This window comes from Georgenia sp. Z1491 (assembly GCF_057652395.1).
In genome coordinates this window covers 2,011,672-2,036,762 of the sequence record NZ_CM172729.1, presented here as the reverse complement: position 1 = coordinate 2,036,762, position 25,091 = coordinate 2,011,672, and the positions used below count along the sequence as shown (strand labels likewise).

Here is a 25,091-nt window from a genome sequence, read left to right as displayed (position 1 = left end):
CGTGCCGTACGCCGCCCACCGCCCGCCGTGGTGCGACGATCGTCGGCATGCCGCGCACCGCACCGCCCGTCGTGGACGAGCACATCGTCGACATCGACGTCGCCGCCGAGATGGAGGGCTCGTTCCTCGAGTACGCCTACTCGGTGATCTACGCCCGTGCCCTCCCCGACGCCCGCGACGGGCTCAAGCCCGTCCAGCGCCGGATCCTTTACCAGATGGACCAGATGGGGCTCCGGCCCGACCGGGCGCACGTGAAGTCCTCCCGGGTGGTCGGTGACGTCATGGGCAAGCTCCACCCGCACGGCGACACGGCGATCTACGACGCCATGGTGCGGCTCGCCCAGGACTTCGCCATGCGGCTGCCCGTCGTGGACGGGCACGGCAACTTCGGCTCGCTCGACGACGGCCCCGCCGCCCCCCGGTACACGGAGGTGCGCCAGGCGCCCGCCGCCGTCGCGATGGTCGCCGACCTCGGCGAGGACGTCGTGGACCTCGTGCCGAACTACGACGGCTCGACGACGCAGCCCGAGGTGCTGCCGGCGGCGTGGCCGAACCTGCTCGTCAACGGCGCCTCGGGGATCGCCGTCGGGATGGCGACCAACATGGCGCCCCACAACCTCGTCGAGGTGGTCGCCGCGGCGCGGCACCTCGTGGCCCACCCGGACGCGAGCCTGGAGGCCCTGCAGCGGTTCGTCCCCGGCCCCGACCTGCCCGGCGGCGGACGGATCGTCGGCCTCGAGGGCGTGCGCGAGGCGCAGGCCGGTGGCCGCGGGTCGTTCCGCACCCGGGCGACCGTCCGGGTCGAGCAGGTCACACCACGCAAGAAGGGCATCGTCGTCACCGAGCTGCCCTACATGGTGGGGACCGAGCGCGTGATCGGGAAGATCAAGGACGGGGTCGACGCGCGGCGGATCGAGGGCATCACCGGCGTCGTCGACCTCACCGACCGGCACCAGGGGCTGCGGCTCGTCATCGAGCTCAAGACCGGGTTCAACCCGGACGCCGTCCTCGAGCAGCTCTACCGGTACACCCCGCTCGAGGAGTCCTTCAGCATCAACAACGTGGCCCTCGTCGAGGGTCGGCCACGGACCCTCGGGCTGAAGGAGATGCTCGAGGTCTACGTCGACCACCGGCTCACCGTCACGCGGCGTCGTTCCGAGCATCGCCTGCGCAGGGCTCGCGAGCGCTCCCACCTGCTCGAGGGCCTGCTCGCCGCGGTGCTCAACATCGACGAGGTCGTCCAGCTCATCCGGTCGGCCGAGAGCGCCGAGGCGGCCCGGACCGGACTCATGACCGTCTTCGACCTCACCGCCGAGCAGGCGACGTACATCCTCGACCTCCAGCTGCGCCGGCTCACGCGCTACTCGGTCCTGGAGATCGAGGGCGAGCACGAGGAGCTGCTGCGCCGTGCCGCCGAGCTCGAGGAGATCCTCGGCTCGGACCAGGCGCTGCGCTCGCTCGTCTCCGCGGAGCTCGCCGAGGTGGCCAAGGCCCACGGGACACCGCGGCGCACCGTGCTGCTCGAGTCCGCCGGGGGCGCGCCGAGGTCCGGCGCCGAGGCGGCCGCGGTGCCCGCCCGCGGCCGGAGGGGGGCCACCGCGGCGCCCCTGGAGGAGCCCGACGACCCGTGCTGGGTCCTGCTCGGGGGCACCGGGCGGATCGCCCGGACGCCGGGCGAGGACGCCCCGCCGCGCACGGGCGACCGGGTCGCGCACGACGCCGTCACCCACGCGGTCGCGACGACCGCACGCTCCGACGTCGGGATCGTCACCTCCGCGGGCCGGGTCGTCCGGCTCGAGGCGCTCCACGCCCCCGCCCTGCCCGGGACCACCACCGCGCCCGGGTTGTCCGGCGGGACCGCCGTCGAGGAGCTCGTCGCGCTGGAGCGGGAGGAGACGGTCGTGGGGCTCGTCGGCCTCGGCGACGACGCGCCGACCGTGGCCCTCGCGACCGCGTCCGGCGTGGTCAAACGGGTCTCCCCCGCCGACCGCCCGGCCAGCCGTGAGTCCTGGGACGTCATCGCCCTCGCGGACGGCGACTCCCTGGTCGCCGCCCGCCACGCCGGCGACGACGACCAGCTCGTGCTCGTGTCCTCCGACGCCCAGCTGCTCCGGTTCGACGCCTCGCTCGTGCGGCCCACCGGACGCTCGGGCAAGGGCGTGGCGGGGATCCGTCTCGCCGCGGGCGCACGGCTCGTCCACATGGGCGTCGCCCCGACGTCGGACCTCGGCTCACGGGCCGTGGTGACGATCGCGGGGCCCGGGGGCGCGCTGCCCGGGACCACGCCCGGGAGCGCCAAGGTCACCCCGCTGGACCGCTACCCCGCCAAGGGCCGCGCCACCGGCGGCGTGCGGGCGCACCGGTTCCTGCGCGGCGAGGACGAGCTCCAGCTCGCCTGGGTCGGTCCGATGCCGGTGCGCGCCGTCGGGGCCGGCGGGCAGGCCGTCGACCTTCCCGAGGTCGACGAGCGCCGCGACGGGTCCGGCCACGCGCTGTCGGTGCCGGTCGCTGCGATCGGCTGACGGCCGGGAGGCCCGCCGGCCGGGGAACGGGGACGGCTCGTACGCGGGCCGCCCACCCACGTCGTCCCTGCTCAGCAGGCCGTTGGTCCCGTGACTCGCGGCCCGTGCCGTGCTGTGCTGGTCCCACGCGGACCGGACAGGTGCCGCGCTCGAACAACCAGGGAGGACCAGATGTCAGTCATCGACATGTTCAGCCTCGACGGGAAGGTCGCCTACGTCACCGGCGCCGCACGGGGCATCGGGGCAGCCCTCGCGGAGGCGCTGGCCGAGGCGGGTGCAGACGTCGCGATCGTCGACATCGACGAGGACGCGGCCCGCGCGACCGCGGACCGGCTGGCGGAGGCGACGGGCCGGCGAACGGCGGCCTACCGCATCGACGTCACCGACCCCGCACAGGCACAGGTGCTTGTCGACTCCGTCGTGGCGGACCTCGGCTCGCTCGACATCGCCTTCCACAACGCGGGGATGGCGCACAACGAGCCGGTCGAGGAGCTGACGGTCGAGGACTGGCAGCGGATGATGAACCTCAACCTCAACGCCGTCTTCTACGGCACCCAGGCGGCCGGCCGGCACATGCTGGCCAACGGCGGGGGCGCGATCGTCAACACCGCGTCGATGTCCGGCCACATCGTCAACGTCCCCCAGCCGCAGGCCCACTACAACACGTCCAAGGCGGGCGTCATCCACCTGTCGAGGTCGGCGGCGACCGAGTGGGCCCAGCGGGGCGTACGGGTCAACACGATCAGCCCCGGGTACATCGGGACCGAGCTTCTGCAGGCTCCCGCGCTCAAGCCTCTCCTCGAGGAGTGGGCGAGCCTGACGCCGCAGCGCCGCGTCGGCACCCCGGAAGAGCTCAAGGGCATCGCCGTCTACCTCGCGAGCGACGCGGCGAGCTACACGACGGGTACCGACGTCGTCGTCGACGGCGGGTACACGCTCGTCTGATCCCCACCTCCGGGCCTCGGCTTCGACCCACCCGCGCGGCTCCGCCCCCCTCCGGGAGCGGGGCCGCCTCGCATCGCGCGCAGCCGTCGAACCAGCACCCCGATCCCGAGGAGAGTGCGGCCCCGACACTCTGAGATCCCTCTCGCTCGTGGAGCAGAGCCGCGCTCACTCGTCCGGCAGACTGCCGCTCACTCGCCGGGAAGAACCGCCCTCACCCACCGAGCACAACTCCCCTCACTCGCCACCGAGTGGGCAGGCGACCGTGGCGAACGACCCGCGCGACACGCCGGGGGTTGTGTCGTCACCGCTGCGCACCTACTCTGCGGAAAGCGCTTTCGCGCATGCACGTTCCGAACAAGGAGGCTCGGATGTCGACGAAGATCTTCAGGCTCGCCGCGGTGACCGCCGGCGCAGCCCTCGTGCTCGCCGCGTGCGGCGGATCGGACGACGAGGGAGGCGGCGAGGACACCGACGACCCCATTGTCATCGGCGTCTCGCTCCCCCTGACCGGCGACTTCGCCGAGCCGGGTCTCGGCGTCCAGCGCGGCTACGAGGTGTGGGCCGAGGTCGTCAACGACAACGGCGGCCTGCTGGGGCGTCAGGTGGAGCTGCGGATCCTCGACGACGCCTCGGACGCGGCCCGCGTGGTGTCGGACTACGAGTCGCTCATCGCGCAGGACGAGGTCGACCTCGTCTTCGGCCCCTTCTCCACCCGCCTCGTGGTGCCCGCCTCGCGCGTCGCCTCCGAGTACGGGATGCTGTTCGTCGAGCCGGCCGCCGCGGCCGCCGAGGTCTTCGAACAGGGCTTCGAGAACATCTTCTACGCGGCGCCCGCCATCGCCCCCGACCACTACAACAACCTGGTCGAGTACATCGGCCAGATGCCGGAGGACGAGCGGCCGGAGACCGTCGCCGTCGCCGCGATGGACGACCCGTTCGCCCAGGGCACCGCGTACGGCCTGCGGGACGGTCTCGAGGAGCTCGGGCTCGAGATCGTCGTCGACGAGGTCTACCCGCCCAACGCCACCGACTTCTCGGGCATCGCGGCCCAGATCGCCTCGGCCGACCCCGACGTCGTCATCGGCGGCACGCAGTACCAGGACGCGGTCAACCTCATCCTGGCCCTGCAGCAGCTCAACTACCAGCCACGGCTGGCGGCCTTCTCCACCGCGCCGACGAACCCCGAGTTCGTCGAGGCGATCGGCGGCAACGTCGAGGGCATCATCGCCCCGACCGGATACACCCCCGAGGCCGAGTTCCCCACCAATGCCGAGTTCGTCGAGGCCTACACCGAGATCCACGGGCACGCGCCCGGCGAGGACGAGGCCAACGCCTACACCACCGGTCAGGTCGTCGCCGCCGCCGTCGAGGCCGTCGGCTGCGCCGAGCAGGGTGACTGCCAGCAGGACCTCATCGACTGGCTCCATGAGAACTCGGTCGACACGATCGTCGGCACCCTGTCCTGGGACGAGGCCGGCCGCCCCGACGGTGCCCACCTGATCCAGCAGTACGTCGACGGTGAGATCGCCATCGTCCTGCCCGACGAGACCGCCACGACCGAGCTCGTCTACCCCAAGCCGGAGTGGTGAGCGGATGGTCTCCGGAACGCTGCTGTTCCAGTCCCTGATCCTGGGGATCCTCCTCGGCGGCCTCTACGCCCTGCTCGCCGCCGGGCTCACGCTGTACTTCGGCATCATGCGCGTGGTCATGCTCGCGCACGCCGCGTTCATCGTGCTCTCCGCCTACATCGCCTGGCGCTGGCACATCGTCACCGGCTGGGACCCGCTGCTCTCGCTGGTCGTGACGATCCCGCTGTTCTTCCTCCTCGGGTTCGTCATCCAGCGGTTCCTGCTCAGTCGGCTCCGTCCGGCGACGATGACGATGATGTCGGTGCTGCTCACCTTCGCGATCGCCCTGGCGATCGAGGGCGGGCTCGGCATGGCCTACACCGGCACGCAGCGCCGCATCAACCTCTCCTACGGGTCGGAGAGCCTCGAGCTCCTCGGCGCCCGGATCCCGGTCGTCCAGATCATCTCGTTCGGGCTGGCCGTCGTCGCCCTGCTCGTCCTGTGGTTCATCCTGCAGAGGACCCGCACGGGTCGGGCGCTGCGGGCCACGATCCAGCACCCCCAGGCGGCCAAGCTCGTCGGCATCGACACCGACCGGGTCGCCGGCCTGGGCTTCGGGCTCGGACTGGCCACCGCGGCCGTCGGCGGTGCCGCGCTCTCGCTCCAGGCGACCATCTTTCCGTCGCTGCACTGGCACTGGGTGGGACCGCTCATGGCGATCATCGTCGTCGGCGGGCTCGGGTCGATCCCCGGGGCGGCCGTCGCCGCCCTCGTCCTCGGCGTCATGCGGCTCATGCTCGAGATCCCCGTCGGCTCCACGTGGGCCCAGACGATCTTCTACCTCGCGCTCTTCCTCACCCTGATGTTCCGTCCGCAGGGACTGTTCGGAGGCCGTCTTGCCCAGCGATTCTGAGACCATCACGGCGCCCGCCACCGTGCGTCGCGCCACGCGCCCGAACGAGCGCTCCTCCGGGGTCCGGCGGGCGCGCAGCCTCGGTGCGATCGCCGTCGTCGTCGCCCTGCTCGCGCTCTGGCCGCTCCTGGCGCCCAACGCCTACATGCTCTCCGCCGGCGTCATCGTGCTCAACTACGCGGTGCTCGCCACCGGCTGGAACATCATGGGCGGGTTCACCGGGTACATCTCGCTCGGGCACATCGCGTTCTTCGGCCTCGGCGCCTACGGGACCGCGCTGCTCGTGCGCGACACCGGGATGGACAGCTTCGTCGCCATGGGCGTGGCCGCCGTCATCGTCCTGCTCGTCTCGATCCCGGTCGGCTACGCCGCGCTGCGGGTGCGCGGGGCGTCCTTCGTCATCGTGACGATCGCGCTCGTCCTCGTGCTGCAGCTCGTGTTCCAGTCCTGGCGCTCCTTCACCGGCGGCTCCGAGGGCCTGCCCGTGCCCCGGCCGTTCGAGGGCATGCTGCGGCCCGAGATGCACCAGACGTTCTACTTCCTCTTCCTCGGTCTGCTCGCGCTCGCTCTGGTGGTCTGGGCGCTGATCGACCTCTCGCAGTTCGGCTCCGGGCTCAAGGCGGTCCGCGAGGACGAGGACAAGGCCGAGTCGCTCGGCGTCCCCACCGCGGGACTCAAGCTCGTGGCGTTCACGATCTCCGCGTTCGTCGTCGGGCTCGCCGGCGGCCTGTACGGACTGTGGTTCGGCGACCTCGACCCGATCTTCCAGTTCGACGTCGTGCTCAGCTCCCAGGTGGTGCTCATGGCGCTCCTGGGCGGGACCCGGTTCCTCTTCGGCCCGCTGATCGGCGCGATCGTCGTCGGCTCCGCGCTGGAGTACCTCGTGCTCGAGTTCGGGCAGAGCCAGTTCCACCTCGTCGCCACCGGCCTCCTGCTCGCGATCGTCGTCCTCTTCGTGCCCGACGGCGTGCTCACCGAGCTGCAGAGCCTGTGGCGCCGGGTCCGCCACACCGGCGAGACGTCGATCCGCGAGATGACCGCCGAGGAGCTGCGCGACGCGCAGACCCCGACCACGGGCACGACGACGGGTGCGTCACCCGCACCCGAGGCGGGGCCCGACGACGCGACGGACGACAGCGCCGACGAAGGGAGCGGGCGATGACCGCGACGAGGACCGAGGAACGCACGACCACCGGCGCGGCGGTCCTGCGCACCGAGAACCTGTCGAAGTCCTTCGGCGGCGTGCACGCCGTGGCCGAGGCGTCGGTGACGTTCCTCGACGGGAAGATCAACGGGCTCATCGGCCCCAACGGATCAGGAAAGACCACGTTCTTCAACTGCGTGACCGGCATGATCCGACCCGACTCGGGCCGCGTGACCATGCGCGAGCAGGACATCACCGGCTGGGCGCCGCACAGGATCGCCCGCGCCGGCCTCGGGCGCAGCTTCCAGCTGTGCCGGGTCTTCCCGCGCATGACCGTGCTGGAGAACATGCTCGTCGCCGTCCAGCCCCGCTCGCTCGGCCAGTACCTGAGCGGCAGCACGTCGCCCGCCACGGTCGAGCGGGCGCGCGCCATGCTCGCCCGGGTCGGGATCGACCACCTCGAGCGCTCCGAGGCCAGGGACATCTCCTACGGCCAGCAGAAGCTCCTCGAGCTGGGGTCGACCCTCATGTCCGACCCGCCGTTCGTCATGCTCGACGAGCCGGCAGGAGGGGTGAACCCCTCGCTGATCGAGCGCATCGCCGTGCTCGTGCGCGAGCTGAACGACGAGGGCACGACCTTCCTCGTCGTCGAGCACAACATGGACCTCATCATGCGGCTGTGCGACCACATCGTCGTGTTCGACCGGGGTGCCCCGATCGCCGAGGGACCGCCGTCCGTCGTCCAGTCCGACCCGCGAGTGCTGGAGGCCTACCTTGGTGTCTGAGTCCGACGTCATCCTCGACCTCGACCGCATCGAGGCCGGCTACGGCAGGGCCGCGCTCGTGCTGCGCGGGCTGTCGATCACCGTCCGCCGCGGCACCGTGGTGTGCCTCGTGGGACCCAACGGCGCGGGCAAGTCGACCGTGCTCAAGGTGGCCAGCGGTCTGCTGCGCCCTCGGTCCGGGTCGATCACGCTCAACGGCGAGGACGTCACGGGCAAGGGACCGCAGCCGCTGCTGCGCCGCGGGCTCAGCCATGTCCTCCAGGGCCACTCCGTCTTCAAGGAGATGACGGTGGAGGAGAACGTCATGCTCGGCGGCTACTCGGTCAAGGACCAGTCCTCGCTCGCCGACCGGGTGGAGTTCGTCCGCGGAGTGTTCCCGATCGTGGCCGAGAAGTGGGGGGCGGCGGCCGGGCTCCTCTCGGGCGGCCAGCAGAAGCAGGTCGAGTTCGCGCGCGCGCTCATGGTGCGGCCCGACGTCGTGCTCCTCGACGAGCCGTCCATGGGCCTGGACCCCAAGCGCACGACCGTCGTCTTCGAGGAGGTCGCCCGCATGCGGGACGCGGGGGTCGCCGTGCTCCTCGTGGAGCAGAACGCGCGGCGAGCGCTCGAGATGGCCGACATCGGGTGCGTCCTGGACCTGGGGACGATCTTCACCACGGGACCCGCGCCCGAGCTGCTGGCCGACCCGAAGCTCAGCGAGCTCTACCTCGGGGGCCGGCCGGCCGCCTGATCCCGACGCGGGGCGGTCGTGAGCCGCGGGGACGCGGGCGGCCGCCCCGGGAGCCGTCGTGAGCCCCGCGGGCGCGGTCGGGCCGAGTGGGCTAGCGTCACGCCGACCGGTGCCCGCCGGCTCGGCAGGTGCCGCGTCCGAGTTCGAGGAGGCTCGATGAGCGAGGAGGAACCCCCGCGTCCGACGTCGGCGCGCGCGGGGCACGGCCGGGTCACGCTCTCCCAGGTCGCCGAGGCGGCGGGCGTGTCCCTCGCGACCGCCTCGCGCGCCATCAACGGCAGCTCGGAGCGCACCGTGCGCGCCGAGCTCCGGGAGCGTGTGCTGGCCGCGGCGGCGCGCCTGGACTACTCCCCCGACGCCAACGCCCAGGCGATGGCGCGCGGCCGCACCGACACGGTCGGGCTCATCGTCCAGGACATCGCCGACCCCTACTTCTCGGCCATCGCCGCCGGCGTCATCGCCGCCGCGGACACGGCGGGCTGCGTCGTCACGCTCGCCACCACCCACCGCGACCCCGCCCGAGAGCTCGACTTCATCGCCACGCTGCAGAACCAGCGCGCGCGGGCGATCGTCATCGCCGGCGGTCGCATCGACGACGCGGACGTCAACGAGCGCCTGCACCGCGTCCTGCACGCCTACCAGGACCGCGGGGCCGGGGTCGCTCTCGTGGGGCAGCCGCTGCCCGGGCTGAGCACGGTCGTGCCCGACAACGTCGCGGGCAGCACGGACCTCGCCCGGGCCCTGCACGCGATCGGCTACCGGGAGATCGGCATCCTCGCCGGACCCACCTGGCACGTGACGGCCCGCGACCGCGTGGCCGCCTTCCGGAGTGCGCTCGGGGAGCTCGGGGTCGAGATCCCCGCGACCTGGGTCGTGCCCGGCGACTTCACCCGCGACGGCGGACACGCCGCGATGACGACCCTGCTCGCCGGGAGCAGCAGGCCGCGCCTGGTGTTCGCCGTCAACGACGTCATGGCCGTCGGCGCGATGTCGGCCGCGCGCGAGGCCGGCCTCGACGTCCCCGACGACGTCGCGATCGCCGGGTTCGACGACATCACCACGCTGCGCGACGTCGCCCCCGGCCTCACGACCGTCGCCCTGCCGATGGAGCGCATGGGTCGGCTGGCCGTCCCGCTCGCGCTCGAGCCCGACGACGGCCCGCGCGAGATCCTCGTCGGCGCGGACGTCGTCCTGCGCGAGTCCACGCCGGACCTGCGCTGACCCGACGCGTCGGCGTGCCGGGCGAGCCCGGACACGGGTCGCCCGAGCCCGGCGCGCAGTGCCCGAGCCCGGCACGCGTTCTCAGCCACGCCCCGGACACGCGTCGGCCCCGCGTTGACACCCGGGTAGCCTGGACATAATCTGGAAAGCGCATTCCGCCTCGTACTCGATGGAGAGACCATGACCACTCGCACGCTCCGCATCGCCATGAACGGCATCACCGGTCGCATGGGCTACCGCCAGCACCTCGTGCGCTCGATCCTTCCGCTGCGGGACGCCGGGGGCGTGGTGCTCCCGGGCGGCGACCGCGTCCAGGTCGAGCCGATACTCCTGGGCCGCAACGCCGAGAAGGTGGCCGAGCTCGCGCGTCGGCACGGGGTCGAGCAGTGGTCCACCGACGTCGAGGCCGTCCTGGTGGACCCCACGGTCGACGTCTACTTCGACGCGCAGGTCACGTCGCGGCGGGTACCGGCGATCACGACCGCGCTCGCCCACGGCAAGCACGTCTACACGGAGAAGCCGACCGCGGAGACGCTGACCGAGGCCGTCGAGCTCGCGCGCCGGGGCGCCGACGCCGGCGTGACCGTCGGGGTCGTCCACGACAAGCTCTACCTGCCGGGCCTGGTCAAGTTGCGCCGCCTCGTCGACGAGGGATTCTTCGGCCGCATCCTGTCGATGCGCGGCGAGTTCGGCTACTGGGTGTTCGAGGGCGACGTGCAGCCCGGTCAGCGCCCGTCGTGGAACTACCGCAGCGAGGACGGCGGCGGTATCACGACCGACATGTTCTGCCACTGGAACTACGTGCTCGAGGGCATCGTCGGGACCGTCGACACCGTGACGGCCCGGACCGTCACGCACATTCCCGCCCGGGTCGACGAGCTGGGCGCGCGGTACCCGGCCACCGCCGACGACGCGGCCTACGGGATCTTCGACGTCACCACACCGGGCGGAGACCCCGTGGTGGTGCAGATCAACTCCTCGTGGGCCACCCGGGTGCATCGCGACGAGCTCGTGGAGTTCCAGGTCGACGGCACCCACGGGTCCGCCGTCGCGGGCCTGCACTCCTGCGTGGCGCAGCAGCGAGCACACACCCCGGCCGCGGTGTGGAACCCCGACCTGCCGGTGACCGAGTCCTACCGCGACCAGTGGCTCGACGTGCCCGCGAACGCCGAGCTGGACAACGGGTTCAAGGCGCAGTGGGAGGAGTTCCTCGCCGACGTCGTGGCGGGCCGCCCCCATCGCTACGACCTGCTCTCCGCCGCGCGCGGCGTGCAGCTCGCCGAGCTCGGCCTGCGGTCGTCGGCCGAGGGGCGCCGCCTCGAGGTCCCCGTCGTCTCGCTCGACGACACCGCCGTGGGAGCGCCCCGATGAGCGCGGCCCCCTCCTCCACGCCCGCCGTCGCGCTGCCTGCGGCCGACGGGACCGTCACCGAGCACCGCCTCGCCGCGGCGCGCGACTGGGGCCGCCCCTCGGCGCCGTTCACGTCCCGGGTCGCCTACGCGGCGGCCCACGTCGTGCCCGCCGTGGGCGCCGACAGCACCCCCGGATCGCCCGCCGTCCTGGACTGGGACGCCACGCTGGGGTTCCGCCACCACCTGTGGTCGCACGGGCTGGGGGTCGCCGAGGCCATGGACACCGCCCAGCGCGGCATGGGCCTGGACTGGCCCGCCGCCGCGGAGCTCATCCGCCGCTCGACCGCCGAGGCGCGCTCGGTGGGGGCCGTCATCGCCTGCGGCGCGGGCACCGACGAGGTCTCTCCCGCGAGCCTCGCCGACGCCGACCACGACTCGGCGCTGCGCACCGTGACCGACGCCTACCGCGGCCAGCTCGCCGTCGTCGGCGAGGCCGGGGCCCGCCCCATCCTCATGGCCTCGCGCGCGCTCGCCGCCACCGCCCGCGACGCCGACGACTACCGCTCGGTGTACTCGACGCTGCTCACGGAGAGCTCGACCCCGGTGATCCTCCACTGGCTCGGCGAGGCCTTCGACCCGCAGCTCGCCGGCTACTGGGGCCACGACGACCCGTACGCCGCCGCCGAGGTCGTGCTCACCCTCGTCGCCGAGCACGCCTCTCGGGTCGACGGCATCAAGATCTCCCTGCTCGACGCCGATCTGGAGGTCCGGGTCCGGGAGCGCCTGCCCGCGGGCGTGCGCATGTACACCGGCGACGACTACAACTACCCCGACCTCGTGGTCGGCGACGAGCGGGGACACTCCGACGCCCTGCTCGGCGTGTTCGCCGCCATCGCGCCGGCGGCGTCCCACGCACTGTCCGCGCTCGACGCCGGCGACCCCTCCCGCGCGCACGAGACGCTGGCCGCCACGCAGGCGCTGGGCCGGCACCTCTTCGCCGCACCGACCTACTACTACAAGACCGGCGTCGCGTTCCTCGCGTGGCTCGGCGGGCACCAGCCCGGTTTCCAGATGGTCGGCGGGCTGCAGTCGGGACGTTCCGCACCCCACCTCGTCGAGCTCTTCCGGCTCGCCGACACCGCCGGCCTGCTCACCGACCCGGACCTCGCCGCCCACCGCATGGGCCGGTTCCTCGAGGTCACCGGCCTCACCCCGGCGGGTGCACGATGAGCGCGCCGGACCTCAGCCGGTTCTCGCTCAACACCGCCACCACGAAGGCATGGACGCTCGAGCAGGCCGTCGAGGGAGCCCTCGCCGCCGGGATCCCCGCCCTCGGCCTGTGGCGGGACCGCGTGGCCGAGGTCGGGCTCGAGGACGCCGCGCGGCTCGTGCGCGAGGCCGGGCTGCGGGTCTCCTCCCTGTGCCGCGGCGGGTTCCTCACGGCCCCGGACGAGGACGGGCGGCGCGCCGCGCTGGCCGACAACGCGGCCGCGATCGTCGAGGCCGCCACCCTGGGGACGCACGAGCTCATCATCGTCGCCGGCGGGCTGCCCGCGGCCACCGGGCCCAACCGGCCACCCGCCCCGGGCGGCGACCGGGACCTCGTCGCCGCCCGCGCTCGCGTGGCCGACCGGATCGCGGAGCTCGTGGACGTGGCCGCCGAGCACGACGTCCGCCTCGTCCTCGAACCGCTGCACCCGATCTTCGCCGGGGACCGGGCGGTGCTGTCCACGCTGCGCCAGTGCCTCGACCTCGCGGCGCCGTTCCCGGCAAGCACCGTCGGCGTCGTCGTGGACACCTACCACGTGTGGTGGGACCCCGACCTGCGCGAGCAGATCGCGCGTGCCGGCGCCGAGGGCCGCCTCGCGGCCTACCAGGTGTGCGACTGGAACCAGCCGATCGCCGCCGACCCGCTGCTCTCCCGAGGCTTCCCCGGCGACGGCTTCGTCGACTTCCGGTCCGTCTCGACCTGGGTCGCCGAGGCCGGCTACAGCGGTGACGTCGAGGTCGAGATCTTCAACCAGCAGATCTGGGACGCCCCGGGAGAGGTCACGCTCGCCACCGCGAGCGCGCGGTACGCCGAGCTCGTCGAGCCGTACCTGCGCGCCGGAGGTTCCTAGGGGGCCCCGAGCTCGAGGACGTGCAGCGCCGACCGGCTCGTGGGCACGTAGTCCAGGCTCGTGTACAGCGCCATCATCGAGTGCGGCTCGGGGTGGTCGACGTCGAGGGCGAAGTCCACGTCGACGTCGAGGCCGGCGTACTCCATGCCGTCCGCGGCGTACGCGCGCATGGCGGCGCTGAGCAGGGCGCTGCCCACGTGCTTGCCGCGCCACTCGGACAGCACGCCCAGGACCTCGGTGTAGCCCTCGGTCCAGCCGAGCGCCTCCCAGTCCTGCTCGTACCGGCTGGAGACGATGTAGCCCGCGATCTTCGCCCGGTCCGAGGAGCGGTCGAGCGCGACGAAGCTCCAGCGTGGCTCGAACGCGGTCGCCTCCGGTCCCCACAGGTCCGACCCGCGCTCCATGGCTCCCTCGGGCTGGTCCGCGAAGGCGCGGCCGTGCGCGCGGCGCACCTGCTCGGCCAGGTCGGCCGTCCACGGCTCGACCGAGACGTACTGCGGCAGCGCGATGCCCGGGATGTCCAGGGCGAGGCTCCGGCGCATCTGGACGTACCAGCGGCGCGGCCGGAAGCCGTGCTCCTCGAGGAGCGCCCTGAGGTCGGTCTCGGTCTCGTCGACGTGCACGACGACGACGCCCTGCTCCGCTCCCGAGGACGCCAGCAACGCACGGGAGGTCGACACCTGCCAGTCGACCAGCGCGAAGCCGGCGCCCTTGAGGCGCAGGGCGTCGTCGACACCGCCCGAGCACGTGAACGACTGCATGCCCTCGACCTGGCCCTTCGGGCGGACCAGTCCGAACGCTCGCATGACGCCGTCGCCGTCGTCACCGGCGACGGCACGGAAGCCCTCCCGCTCGGCGAAGTAGCTCTCCACCTCCTCGGCGGAGGTACGCACCGGTGTACCGTCGGCGGTCTCGATGCGTGAGACGAGCGCGGCGAGCTCCGCGGCTCGGGGGGCGTCGAGCACGGACCACACCAGGCCCTCGACCTGCCGCGGCAGGAGGTGGTCGTCGAAGGAGCTGACATCGCCCTCGTCGCCGAGCAGGGGCATCGCCCGGGTGTCGCCCGTGGGGTGCCGGGTGGAGGTGCGCAGGCCGGTGAGGGCGGCACGCAGACCGCGTCCCGCAGGCTGGTTCACAGCGTCACCGCGAACGTCGTGCCGGGTCCCGAGGGCTCCGGGGCGAAACCGGCGGCGGCGTAGAGCCGACGACGGTCACCCTGGTGCAGCCCGACGTCGATGACGATGCGTGCCGGTCCCGCCGGGGCGCTCGCGGCGAGCAGCTGCCGGGCGCGGTCGTCCTGCCACCCCAGGAGTGCCTTGCCGATCCCTCGTCCGCGGGTACCCGGGTCGACGGTGGCACGCAGTCGCACCTCGGCGGTGTCCGCCCGGCTGGTGAGCACGAGCGCGGCAGCAGCCCGCAGGATGCCCTCGGGGTCGAAACCGCCGAGCGTGTCGCCGGAGCGCGCGGCGGCGCGCAGGGTCTCGTCCAGCTCCCCGCGCGTCGTGCTGTCACCGTGGACGTCGACCGCGTCCGAGCGGTCCCACAGAGCATGGACGTCCGCGCCGTCGCCCGGGTCCAGGGTGCGCCAGGTCAGGCCCAGGTGCGGGCCCGGCAGGGCTGCGGAGGCCGGTGCGTCGAAGCGGCGCGCGGAGTGCGCGCCGGGCCTCGCCGAGGACACGATCATGGCTCCGAGTCTACGTCGGCGCACCGCGGAGGCGGCCCGGCCGCGACCCTCAGGCGTCGATCCGCTCGCGGTCGACCTCGGCCGCGCCGGCGACGATGAAGTCCCGGCGGGGCGCCACCTCGCTGCCCATGAGCAGCTCGAACACGGACTCGGCGCGCGCGACGGCCGCCTCGTCGGCCCCGGTGATCCGCCGCAGGGTGCGCCGGGCGGGATCCATCGTCGTCTCCGCCAGCTGGTCAGCGTCCATCTCACCGAGCCCCTTGTAGCGCTGGGGCGTGTCCTTGAGGCGCTTCCCGGCGCGCTCGAGCTTCCGCACGAGCGCGGCGAGCTCGGCGTCGGAGTAGGTGTAGTGCACCTCCCCCTTCTTCCCTCCGGACCCGGCGACCTCCACGCGGTGCAGCGGCGGCACCGCCGCGAAGACGCGGCCGGCCTCCACCAGCGGCCGGCAGTACCGGAAGAACAGCGTGAGCAGGAGGGTGCGGATGTGCGCGCCGTCGACGTCGGCGTCCGTCATGAGCACGACCTTTCCGTAGCGCGCGAGGTCCAGGTCGAACGTGCGCCCCGACCCGGCGCCGAGCACCTGGAAGATCGTCGCCACCTCGACGTTGTTGAGGATGTCGGCGGTCGAGGCCTTCTGGACGTTGAGGATCTTGCCGCGGATCGGCAGCAGCGCCTGGAACTCCGAGCTGCGCGCGCGCCGGGCCGTGCCCAGGGCCGAGTCGCCCTCGACGATGAACAGCTCGGAGCGCTCGACGTCCTTCGTCCGGCAGTCGACGAGCTTGGTCGGCAGCGAGGAGTTCTCCAGCGCGTTCTTGCGCCGCGAGATGTCCTTCTGGGTGCGGGCGGCCACCCGGGCGCGCATCTCGCCGACCATCTTCTCCAGCAGCGCGTTCGACTGCGACCGGACCGCCGCCCTGCTCGACGTGAGGATGTCGGTCAGCTCGGACTCGACGACCTTGGCGACGACCTGGCGGACCTGGGCGGTGCCGAGGACCTCCTTCGTCTGCCCCTCGAACTGCGGCTCGGGCAGCCGCACGGACACCACCGCGGTGAGGCCCGCCAGGACGTCGTCCTTCTCGATGCGCGGATCCTTGGCCGTGACCTTCAGGCGCCTCGCGTTCGCCTCGATCTGCTTGCGCGCGACCTTCAGCACGGCCTGCTCGAAGCCGGCCATGTGGGTGCCGCCCTTGGGGGTGGCGATGATGTTGACGAAGCTGCGCGCCGTCGTCTCGAAGCCCGTGCCCCACCGCACCGCGACGTCGACGAGGCACGTGCGCTCGACGTCGACGGGGCGCAGGTGCCCCTGGCGGTCGAGCTGCTGGACCGACTCTGTGAACGTGCCCTGCCCCGTGAGCCGCCAGACCTGGGTGACCGCCGGGTCCGGGCCGAGGTGCTCGACGAAGTCCGACGTCCCGCCGTCGTGCCGGAACTCCTCGCTCGTGTGCTCGGCCGGGTCGGCGGCGCGATGGTCCGAGACGACGATCGTCAGGCCCGGGACGAGGAACGACGTCTGCCGCGCGCGGCCGAGCACCTCCTCGAGGCTGAACTCCGCGGTGGCCGGGAAGATCTGCGGGTCCGCCCAGTAGCGCACCCGGGTGCCGGTGACGCCGCGCCGGACCTTGCCGACGACCTCGAGCGTCGAGCCCTTGTCGAACGGCTGGAACGGGGAGTCGGCCGCGGGCCCGCCGTGCGGGTCGTCGAAGGTGCCGGGCTCACCGCGTCGGAAGGTCATGCGGTGCGTCTTCCCGCCCCGGTCCACCTCGACGTCCAGGCGGGCCGACAGTGCGTTGACCACGGAGGCCCCGACGCCGTGCAGACCCCCCGAGGCGGCGTAGGAGCCGGAGTCGAACTTCCCGCCCGCGTGCAGCTTGGTGTAGACGACCTCGACGCCGGACAGCCCGACGCCGGGGACCTCGTCGACCGGGATGCCGCGCCCGTCGTCGCGCACCTCGACCGAACCGTCCGGGTGCAGGACGATCTCGATGCGGCCCGCGTGGCCGCCGAGCCCCTCGTCGACCGAGTTGTCGACGATCTCCCACAGGCAGTGCATGAGGCCGCGCCCGTCGGTGGACCCGATGTACATCCCGGGGCGCTTGCGCACGGCGGCGAGGCCCTCGAGGACCGAGAGGTGCCGTGCCGAGTACTCGGCGGCTGAGGTGGGGTTCACCGAAGGATCGTACGGCCGGCCCGGCCGGCAGGCCCGGAGGCGTGGCCGTGGTGACCCGGGCGACACGCGGGTACGCCGGGGGCGAACTCCCCCGCCACCTGGGCACGGATCGCCCACGTGGATGGTTACATGCTGGCGTGACCACTACAGCCACCGCACCCCAGCTCACCGCCGCCGACCGCTGCGACGCCTGCGGCGCACAGGCCTACGTCCGCGTGACCCTGCGCTCCGGCTCGCTGCTCTTCTGCGCGCACCACGCGCGCCGCCACGCCGAGAAGCTCGGCGAGGTCGCGACCGAGATCCACGACGAGAGCGACCGCCTGCACGACGCGAACGCCTGATCCCCCCGACGCCGCACGGCCGTCGTCCCCTCGCGGGGCGGCGGCCGTTCGCCGTGCGGCCCCCGGTGCCGGATGCTTCGATGACCCCATGAGCAACGGATCGACCAGGGCTCGGGTGGACGGGGTCGCGCGGGACGCCCAGGCCTCCGCCCGCGGTGGACGGCTCCACCGTCTGGGGCAGGTGGGCTTCGCGGCCCAGGGCGTGGTGTGGCTCGCCGTCGGCTGGATGGCGATGCGTCTCGCGCGCGGCTCCGGCTCGTCCGAGGAGGCCACGACCTCCGGGGCGATCGAGGAGATCGGCAGCACGCCGCTCGGGCTGGCCCTCCTCGTCGTCATGGTCCTCGGCCTGCTGTGCTACGTCGCCTGGCAGGGCGTGCTCGCCGTCGGCGGCCACCCGGGCGAGAAGGGCCTCAAGGGCGTCGCGCGCCGGATCGGCTCGGCCGCCAAGGCGGTCGTCGCCCTCGCGCTCGCGGTCACCGGCGTCGTCGTGCTCCTGCGCGGCAGCTCGGGCTCGGGCCGCACCGAGGAGGAGGGGGCGAGCACGCTCATGTCCCAGCCCGGCGGCCAGGTGCTGCTGGGTGCCGTCGGGGTCGGTGTCGTCGTGCTCGGCGCGTGGTGGGTGTGGAGCGGGATGACGGCGCGGTTCGCGAGCAAGCTCTCCCCCGGCGTGTCCCGGGCGGTGATCAACGCGGGCCGGATCGGCCACGCGTCCCGCGGCGCCGCGTTCATGGTCCTCGGGGTGCTCGTCGCCCTGGCGGCCCTGCGCGCCGACCCCGACCAGGCGGGCGGCACGGACACCGCGCTCGCCACGATCCTGGGCTGGCCGGGCGGGACCGTCCTCGTCGGTGCCGTGGCGGTGGGGCTCATGCTCTTCGGCGTCTTCCAGGTGCTCGCCGCCCGGCACGTCGTCAAGGACTGACCCGGGGCCCTCGGGGCACGTCGCCGGCGCCTGGTTCGAGGGCGCTTCGGGCGGGCCACCGGCGCCCTACGCTGGGCACGTGAACCGACCCCGGCGACGCCTCCTCGGCGCGCTCGCCTCTCTGCCCGCCCTCGCGCTCCTCGCCGGCCTCGCCACCTCACCGCCCGAGGCCGCGGCCTCGGGCGAGGTCGGTGGATCCGGCACGGAGTTCTTCCTCGACGACGAGCTGGACGGGGTCGCGGACCGGCACCTGGTGTACGGCCGTACGGACGACGACGTCCTGGTCGGCGACTGGGACGGGAACCGCACCGACACCCTGGCCGTCCGGCGCGGGCAGGTCTATCACCTGCGCAACTCGCTGACCTCGGGCCCGGCGGACCGGCAGGTCGCCTACGGGCGCGCGACCGACGTCGTGCACGTGGGCGACTGGGACGGGGACGGGACCGACACCCTCGCCGTGCGCCGCGGCAACCGGTACTTCCTGTCCAACTCGCTCACCTCGGGCGACGCGGAGATCGAGCTCGACTACGGCCGCGCCGGCGACACCGTCCTCGTCGGTGACTGGGACGGGGACGGGACCGACACCCTCGCCGTGCGCCGCGGCAACCGGTACTTCCTGTCCAACTCGCTCACCTCGGGCGACGCGGAGATCGAGCTCGACTACGGCCGCGCCGGCGACACCGTCCTCGTGGGCGACTGGGACGGCGACGGGACCGACACCCTCGCCGTGCGCCGCGGCACCGTGCTGCACGTGAGCAACACCCTGGCCGGCGGCGACGCCGAGACGTCGGTGTCGTTCGGCCGCACGACGGACGCCGCGTTCGCGGGCGACTGGGACGGCGACGGCGCGGACACGTTCGGTCTGCGCCGTCCGCCCGCCGCGCCGACGCCGCCGCCCGAGCCGCCGACGAACGGCGGTCTGGTCGGTGCCCCGCCGTGGTCCGGCTCGGGGACCTTCGCGGTCGTCCCCGGCCATGTGCCCGCGCCCGGCGACGCCGCCCGGACCGTGCGCGTGCGCGTGGAGACCGAGCGCGGCATCTCGGTGGACCGCCCGGAGTTCGGCGGCCTCGTGATGACCACCCTCAACGCCTCCCGAGGCTGGGGCCGCCACGGTGCGGTGACCTTCGCGCGGACGGACGGACCCGCCGACGTCGTGCTCCGGCTGACCACCCCTGCGACCGTCGACCGGCTCTGCCACCCGCTCAACACCAACGGATACACCTCGTGCCGGGTCGGCTCCACCGTGGTCATCAACGCCCACCGGTGGGCCTACGGCGCGGCGCCGTTCACGAACGCGGGCGGCTCGCTGACGTCCTACCGCGACTACGTGGTCAACCACGAGGTCGGGCACTTCCTCGGGCACGGGCACGTCGGCTGCCCCGCTCCGGGCCGGCTCGCCCCGGTGATGCAGCAGCAGACTCTCGGCATGCAGGGTTGCGTGCCCAACGGGTGGCCCTACCCCTGAGCCCGGTCGGCGCGCGGCCGGCCGGGTGCCGGGCGCCCCGGGGCGCCGGTGCTGCCGGCGACGTCCGCGCCGATGCTGCCCGGACCGGTGCCGAGCGGCCGTCTGTGCCACGCTGAGGCACGCACGACGACGCGAGACGAGGAGCCCGAGATGGAACAGCGCGAACCAGGCTGGCACGCGGACCCCTGGCAGGAGGGCCTCGAGAGGCGTTGGGACGGACAGCGGTGGACCGCGGACGTCCGCGACCCGGGCGCTGGGCCCGAGGAGAGCGGCTCGCCCGGTGCGTACGGGGCGTCGGCCACCCCGGTGCCGGCCGCCGACCGGCCCGCGACCGACCCCTACGGTGCGTCCGACGTGTACGGCGCCACCGATCCCGGCGGCGCGTCCGCACCCTCCGGGTCGCCGGACGAGCAGGCCGAGCCCCGACCGTCGCGCATCAGCGACGCGGAGCGCGCCGCGGCAGCCCACGAGGGGCGCGCACCGGGGGATCCCACGTTCGCGGGCATGCCCTGGGGACGCTACGACGACGACCCACGGTCGCGCCGGACCACGGCGCTGCTCATCCGCGCGCTGTGGGGCATCGCCATCGCCTTCGGCGTCCTGCTCATCATCTGGCTGATCATCTGAGCAGGGCGATCGTCCGGCCCGGCTACGGCACCGCGGGCCGGCCGATCGTCGCGACCGATCAGTCCAGGTAGTCGCGAAGCACCTGCGAGCGGCTCGGGTGGCGGAGCTTCGACATCGTCTTGCTCTCTATCTGCCTGATGCGCTCGCGCGTGACCCCGTAGACCTTGCCGATCTCGTCGAGCGTCTTGGGCTGACCGTCCTGCAGGCCGAACCGCATGGAGACCACGCCGGCCTCCCGCTCGGAGAGCGTGTCGAGGACCGCGTTGAGCTGCTCCTGCAGCAGGGTGAAGCTCACCGCCTCGGCCGGCACGACCGCCTCGGAGTCCTCGATGAGATCACCGAACTCGGAGTCGCCGTCCTCGCCGAGCGGGGTGTGCAGGGAGATGGGCTCGCGGCCGTACTTCTGGACCTCGACGACCTTCTCCGGTGTCATGTCGAGCTCCTTGGCGAGCTCCTCGGGCGTGGGCTCGCGGCCCAGGTCCTGGAGCATCTGCCGCTGGACGCGGGCGAGCTTGTTGATGACCTCGACCATGTGCACCGGGATCCGGATGGTCCGGGCCTGGTCGGCCATGGCGCGCGTGATGGCCTGACGGATCCACCAGGTCGCGTACGTGGAGAACTTGTAGCCCTTGGTGTAGTCGAACTTCTCCACCGCGCGGATGAGCCCGAGGTTGCCCTCCTGGATGAGGTCGAGGAAGAGCATCCCGCGGCCCGTGTAGCGCTTGGCGAGGGAGACCACGAGGCGCAGGTTGGCCTCCAGGAGGTGGTTCTTCGCCAGGCGGCCGTCGTTCGCGATCCACTGCAGCTCCCGGGAGAGCTTGCGCTCCATGTCCGGGTCCTGGGCCAGGCGCTCCTCGGCGAACAGACCGGCCTCGATGCGCTTGGCGAGCTCGACCTCCTGCTCGGCGTTGAGCAGCGCCACCTTGCCGATCTGCTTGAGGTAGTCCTTGACCGGGTCCGCGGTCGCACCGGCGGTGACGACCTGCTGGACGGGCTGGTCGTCGTCGTCGGAGTCCGAGACCACGAACCCGCTCGAGGTCGTCTCCTCCTTGCGGCCGCCGGTCTCCCCGCTCGGTACCGCGTCCGGGACGACCGCCAGCTTGGCGCGGCGGGAGGCGCGTCCGGAGGCCTGGACGGGCGCCGCGTCCTTCTCGTCGTCCTCGTCCTCGGGCTCGTCGACCTCGTCGGCGCTGTCCGCCGCCTCGATCGCGTCGTCGGCCTGGTCGTCCGTCTCCAGGGCTGCGTCGTCGACGTCCTCGGGGGTGGCCGTCGTCTCCTCGTCCTCGTCCACCTCGACGGGGGGCGTCGCGGTGGACGCCTTCGCCCGGCCCTTCGCCGGGTTCGCGGTCGTCCTCTTCGCAGCAGGCTTCTTCGTGGCCGCCTTCTTGGCAGCGGGCTTCTTGGCAGCGGGCTTCTTGGCAGCGGGCTTCTTGGCAGCAGGCTTCCGTGCGGCGGTGGTCGCGGGTGCTGCCGTCTCGGTCGTGGCGTCGGCGGCGGTGTCCGTCGCGGGCGTCGTCGTGGGGGTGCTCATGCAGGGGGCCTTTCGCCGGGGTTCGGGGCGTCGAGGTGTCAACGCGCCGGTCGCGCCGGGTGTTCCTACCGACCCGCGGGACCGGGCCGGGGCGGCGCGCGCCGTCCCTACAATTATAGCCGACACGGACATTACACCATCACGCGTGCGACGTCACCCCCGACCGCCTACCCCTGCGCGAACGCCTCCGGCGGAGGGCACGAGCACACGAGGTTCCGGTCCCCGTAGGCGCCGTCGATCCGGGCCACGGGCGGCCAGTACTTGCCCTCCTCGCCGGCCGGGAACGCGGCCTCGGCCCGGGTGTAGGGGTGGTGCCACTCCCCCGCCAGGCGTGCGGCCGGGTGCGGGGCGCCAACGAGCGGGTTGTCGTCGGCCGGCCACCGGCCCTCGGCCACCGCGGTGGCCTCGGCGTGGATCGCGAGCATGGCGTCGACGAAGCGGTCGATCTCGCCGAGGTCCTCGGACTCGGTCGGCTCGACCATGAACGTGCCGGGCACGGGGAAGCTCATGGTCGGCGCGTGGAACCCGTGGTCGATGAGCCGCTTGGCGACGTCGTCGACCGTGATCCCGGTGGCCGCGCGCATGGGCCGCAGGTCGAGGATGCACTCGTGCGCGACCGCGTCGCCGGGCCCGCGGTAGAGCACCGGGAACGTGTCGCCGAGCCGTGCGGCGACGTAGTTGGCGGCGAGGACGGCGTCCTCCGTCGCGCGGCGCAGCCCGTCGGCGCCCATGAGCCGGATGTAGGCCCAGGTGATCGGCAGGATCGACGGCGACCCGTACGGCGCGGCGGAGACGGCCCCGTCGGAGCGCATCTCGCCCTGCGCGAGCGGGTGGCCCGGCAGGAACGGGGCCAGGTGCGCCTTCGCGGCCACCGGCCCCACCCCCGGACCTCCCCCGCCGTGCGGGATGCAGAACGTCTTGTGCAGGTTGAGGTGGCTGACGTCGCCGCCGAGCTCACCCGGCCGGGCGTGCCCCAGCAGGGCGTTGAGGTTCGCACCGTCGAGGTAGACCTGACCGCCGTGCTCGTGCACCACGTCGCAGACCTGGCGCACGTGCTCCTCGTACACGCCGTGCGTGGACGGGTAGGTGAGCATGATCGCTGCGAGGTCGGCAGCGTGCTCCTGAGCGAGCGTCGTGAGCGCGTCGAGGTCGATCGAGCCGTCGTCCGCCGACGGGACGACGACGACCGACATGCCGGCGAGGACCGCGGACGCGGCGTTGGTGCCGTGCGCGGAGGCGGGCACGAGGCACACGGTGCGCCCGTCGTCGCCCCGCGAGCGGTGGTATCCGCGGATCGCGAGAAGTCCGGCGAGCTCGCCCTGGGAGCCCGCGTTCGGTTGCAGCGACACGGCCGCGTAGCCCGTGAGCTCGGCGAGCCAGCCCTCGAGGTCCGCCACCAGCCGCAGGTACCCGGTCACGTCCTCGGCCGGGGCGAACGGGTGGATCGCCGCGAAGCCCGGCCAGCTGATCGACTCCATCTCGATCGCCGCGTTGAGCTTCATCGTGCACGAGCCCAGCGGGATCATCCCGCGGTCGAGCGCGTAGTCCTTGTCCGCCAGCCGCTTGAGGTAGCGCAGCATCTGGGTCTCGGAGCGGTGGGTCGCGAACACCGGGTGAGTGAGGAAGTCCGTGGTGCGACGCATCGACGCCGGGATGCCGGTGGCGTCCTCGGGTGCGTCCTCCGCGCGGACCGCGGCGCGGTCCGCACCGCCGGCGTCGGCCGCGTCGGCGGAGTCGGTCGCGTCGGCGGCACTCGGGTCGTTCCCGTCCCGGCCCGCGACGGCGCGCACCACCGCGGCGAGGTCGGCCGGCGTCGTCGTCTCGTCGGTGGAGATCCGCAGCGTGTCCGCGTCCTGCTCCCACAGCAGCACACCGAGGTCGCGTGCGGCCGCGGCCACCGTCGCCGCGCGCCCGGGCAGGCGGACCTCGACGGTGTCGAACCGTCCCGCGGTGGTGACCTCGCCGCCGACGGAGCGCAGCCGGCGCGCGAGGTCGTCCGCCGTGCGCGCCGCGTGCGTGGCGATCGCCGTCAGGCCGTCCGGCCCGTGGTACACGGCGAAGGACGAGGCCATGACCGCCAGGAGCACCTGGGCGGTGCAGATGTTGCTCGTCGCCTTCTGCCGCCGGATGTGCTGCTCGCGCGTCTGGAGCGCGAGCCGGTAGGCCTGCCGGCCGTCGGCGTCGACCGAGACGCCCACGAGACGTCCGGGCAGCTGACGCTCCAGGCCCGCCCGGACGGCGAGGAAGCCGGCGTGCGGCCCGCCGAGGCCCATCGGCACGCCGAGCCGCTGGGAGGAGCCCACCGCGACGTCGAACCCGAGGTCGCCGGGCGCGGTCATCAGCGTGCAGGCGAGCAGGTCGGTCGCGGCGACGGCGAGCGCTCCGGCGGCATGGGCGGCGTCGACGACGCCGCGCAGCACGTCGGCCTCCGGGATGCGTCCCGAGGCGCCCGGCACCTGGACGATCACACCGGCGACCCCGTCGAGGTCCGGTAGCTCACCACCGAGCAGGTCCGCGGGGACGAGCTCGATCCCGACCGGCTCCGCGCGGGTCTCGAGCACGGCTGCGGTCTGGGTGAACAGGTCGGTGTCGACGACGACCCTGGGCCCCGCGCCCTTGGCGGCGCGACGCGCCAGGAGCATGCCCTCGGCCACGGCGGTCGCCTCGTCGAGCATGGACGAGCCGGAGACCGCGAGCCCGGTGAGGTCCGAGACGAGGGTCTGGAAGTTGAGGAGCGCCTCGAGCCGGCCCTGGGAGATCTCCGGCTGGTAGGGCGTGTAGGCCGTGTACCAGGACGGGTTCTCCAGGACGGTGCGCCGGACGACTGCCGGGGTGTGGGTCCCGTAGTAGCCCTGGCCGATCATGGACCGCCGCACGACGTTGGCGGCGGCCAGCTCCCGCAGCTCGGCCTGGACCTCGGGCTCGCTCGCCGCCGTCGGGACCGACAGCTCGGCGACCAGCGCGTCCGCGTCCTCCCGGATGCTCGGCGGCAGCGCCCTCGACATCAGCTCGCGGGTCGAGCGTGCCCCGACGGCGGAGAGCATCACCTCGCGCGCG

The 25,091-nt window shown here is 73.2% G+C and carries 20 protein-coding genes; 15 read left to right on the top strand and 5 right to left on the bottom strand.

What is annotated here, in order from left to right; all coding sequences use genetic code 11:
* Window positions 1–47: 47 nt before the first annotated feature.
* The 11 genes from AC24HA_RS09480 (at window position 48) to AC24HA_RS09430 (ending at window position 13,300) form a co-directional block, all read left to right on the top strand.
* A complete protein-coding gene (locus tag AC24HA_RS09480) occupies window positions 48–2,522 on the top strand; it encodes a DNA gyrase/topoisomerase IV subunit A (RefSeq protein ID WP_425708852.1) in 2,475 nt (824 codons plus the stop codon).
* Between the two features lie 171 nt (window positions 2,523–2,693).
* A complete protein-coding gene (locus AC24HA_RS09475; protein WP_425708853.1) occupies window positions 2,694–3,467 on the top strand; it encodes an SDR family oxidoreductase in 774 nt (257 codons plus the stop codon).
* 368 nt (window positions 3,468–3,835) lie between these two features.
* On the top strand, window positions 3,836–5,056 hold the full coding sequence (locus tag AC24HA_RS09470; RefSeq protein ID WP_425708854.1) for an amino acid ABC transporter substrate-binding protein: 1,221 nt from the start codon (window positions 3,836–3,838) through the stop codon (window positions 5,054–5,056).
* Window positions 5,057–5,060: 4 nt separating this feature from the next.
* Window positions 5,061–5,948, top strand: coding sequence for a branched-chain amino acid ABC transporter permease (locus AC24HA_RS09465; RefSeq protein ID WP_425708855.1), 888 nt, complete (start codon window positions 5,061–5,063; stop codon window positions 5,946–5,948).
* Window positions 5,932–7,110 (top strand): branched-chain amino acid ABC transporter permease, encoded by a 1,179-nt coding sequence (locus tag AC24HA_RS09460; RefSeq protein ID WP_425708856.1) that lies wholly within the window; start codon window positions 5,932–5,934, stop codon window positions 7,108–7,110. Before AC24HA_RS09465 ends, AC24HA_RS09460 begins: the two co-directional genes overlap by 17 nt.
* Window positions 7,107–7,877 carry an ABC transporter ATP-binding protein gene (locus AC24HA_RS09455; RefSeq protein ID WP_425708857.1) on the top strand — a complete coding sequence of 257 codons (771 nt, stop codon included), beginning with the start codon at window positions 7,107–7,109 and terminating at the stop codon, window positions 7,875–7,877. The genes AC24HA_RS09460 and AC24HA_RS09455 overlap by 4 nt, the downstream gene beginning before the upstream one ends.
* A complete protein-coding gene (locus AC24HA_RS09450) occupies window positions 7,870–8,607 on the top strand; it encodes an ABC transporter ATP-binding protein (RefSeq protein ID WP_425708858.1) in 738 nt (245 codons plus the stop codon). The genes AC24HA_RS09455 and AC24HA_RS09450 overlap by 8 nt, the downstream gene beginning before the upstream one ends.
* A 156-nt stretch (window positions 8,608–8,763) precedes the next feature.
* Complete coding sequence (locus AC24HA_RS09445) at window positions 8,764–9,828, top strand: LacI family DNA-binding transcriptional regulator (RefSeq protein ID WP_425708859.1); 1,065 nt, start codon at window positions 8,764–8,766, stop codon at window positions 9,826–9,828.
* A 180-nt stretch (window positions 9,829–10,008) separates the two neighbouring features.
* On the top strand, window positions 10,009–11,199 hold the full coding sequence (locus AC24HA_RS09440) for a Gfo/Idh/MocA family protein (RefSeq protein ID WP_425708860.1): 1,191 nt from the start codon (window positions 10,009–10,011) through the stop codon (window positions 11,197–11,199).
* On the top strand, window positions 11,196–12,410 hold the full coding sequence (locus AC24HA_RS09435) for a dihydrodipicolinate synthase family protein (protein ID WP_425708861.1): 1,215 nt from the start codon (window positions 11,196–11,198) through the stop codon (window positions 12,408–12,410). Before AC24HA_RS09440 ends, AC24HA_RS09435 begins: the two co-directional genes overlap by 4 nt.
* A complete protein-coding gene (locus tag AC24HA_RS09430) occupies window positions 12,407–13,300 on the top strand; it encodes a sugar phosphate isomerase/epimerase family protein (RefSeq protein WP_425708862.1) in 894 nt (297 codons plus the stop codon). Before AC24HA_RS09435 ends, AC24HA_RS09430 begins: the two co-directional genes overlap by 4 nt.
* Here the strand turns inward: AC24HA_RS09430 and AC24HA_RS09425 are convergent.
* The 3 genes from AC24HA_RS09425 to AC24HA_RS09415 are packed head-to-tail and all read right to left on the bottom strand — an operon-like array spanning window position 13,297 to window position 17,151.
* Entirely contained in the window at window positions 13,297–14,436 is a 1,140-nt protein-coding gene (locus AC24HA_RS09425) for a GNAT family N-acetyltransferase (protein ID WP_425708863.1), read from the bottom strand. The two genes, AC24HA_RS09430 and AC24HA_RS09425, sit on opposite strands and share 4 nt — an antisense overlap.
* Entirely contained in the window at window positions 14,433–14,984 is a 552-nt protein-coding gene (locus AC24HA_RS09420; protein WP_425708864.1) for a hypothetical protein, read from the bottom strand. Before AC24HA_RS09420 ends, AC24HA_RS09425 begins: the two co-directional genes overlap by 4 nt.
* Before the next feature lie 49 nt (window positions 14,985–15,033).
* On the bottom strand, window positions 15,034–17,151 hold the full coding sequence (locus AC24HA_RS09415) for a DNA gyrase/topoisomerase IV subunit B (RefSeq protein ID WP_425708865.1): 2,118 nt from the start codon (window positions 17,149–17,151) through the stop codon (window positions 15,034–15,036).
* A gap of 137 nt (window positions 17,152–17,288) precedes the next feature.
* Here AC24HA_RS09415 and AC24HA_RS09410 point away from each other — a divergent pair, with 137 nt between their 5' ends.
* From AC24HA_RS09410 to AC24HA_RS09395, 4 genes are all read left to right on the top strand, one after another.
* Complete coding sequence (locus tag AC24HA_RS09410) at window positions 17,289–17,492, top strand: DUF7455 domain-containing protein (protein ID WP_425708866.1); 204 nt, start codon at window positions 17,289–17,291, stop codon at window positions 17,490–17,492.
* 88 nt (window positions 17,493–17,580) lie between these two features.
* Window positions 17,581–18,411 carry a DUF1206 domain-containing protein gene (locus AC24HA_RS09405; RefSeq protein WP_425708867.1) on the top strand — a complete coding sequence of 277 codons (831 nt, stop codon included), beginning with the start codon at window positions 17,581–17,583 and terminating at the stop codon, window positions 18,409–18,411.
* 79 nt (window positions 18,412–18,490) lie between these two features.
* Window positions 18,491–19,876, top strand: coding sequence for a DUF3152 domain-containing protein (locus AC24HA_RS09400; protein WP_487563493.1), 1,386 nt, complete (start codon window positions 18,491–18,493; stop codon window positions 19,874–19,876).
* Window positions 19,877–20,026: 150 nt separating this feature from the next.
* Window positions 20,027–20,503 (top strand): DUF2510 domain-containing protein, encoded by a 477-nt coding sequence (locus AC24HA_RS09395; protein WP_425708869.1) that lies wholly within the window; start codon window positions 20,027–20,029, stop codon window positions 20,501–20,503.
* Window positions 20,504–20,561: 58 nt separating this feature from the next.
* On the opposite strand, the gene AC24HA_RS09390 is transcribed toward AC24HA_RS09395, so the two are convergent.
* Entirely contained in the window at window positions 20,562–22,034 is a 1,473-nt protein-coding gene (locus AC24HA_RS09390; protein ID WP_425708870.1) for an RNA polymerase sigma factor, read from the bottom strand.
* A gap of 167 nt (window positions 22,035–22,201) precedes the next feature.
* Window positions 22,202–25,078, bottom strand: a complete 2,877-nt coding sequence (gene gcvP / locus AC24HA_RS09385) for an aminomethyl-transferring glycine dehydrogenase (protein ID WP_487563627.1) — start codon at window positions 25,076–25,078, stop codon at window positions 22,202–22,204.
* Between the last annotated feature and the right edge of the window lie 13 nt (window positions 25,079–25,091).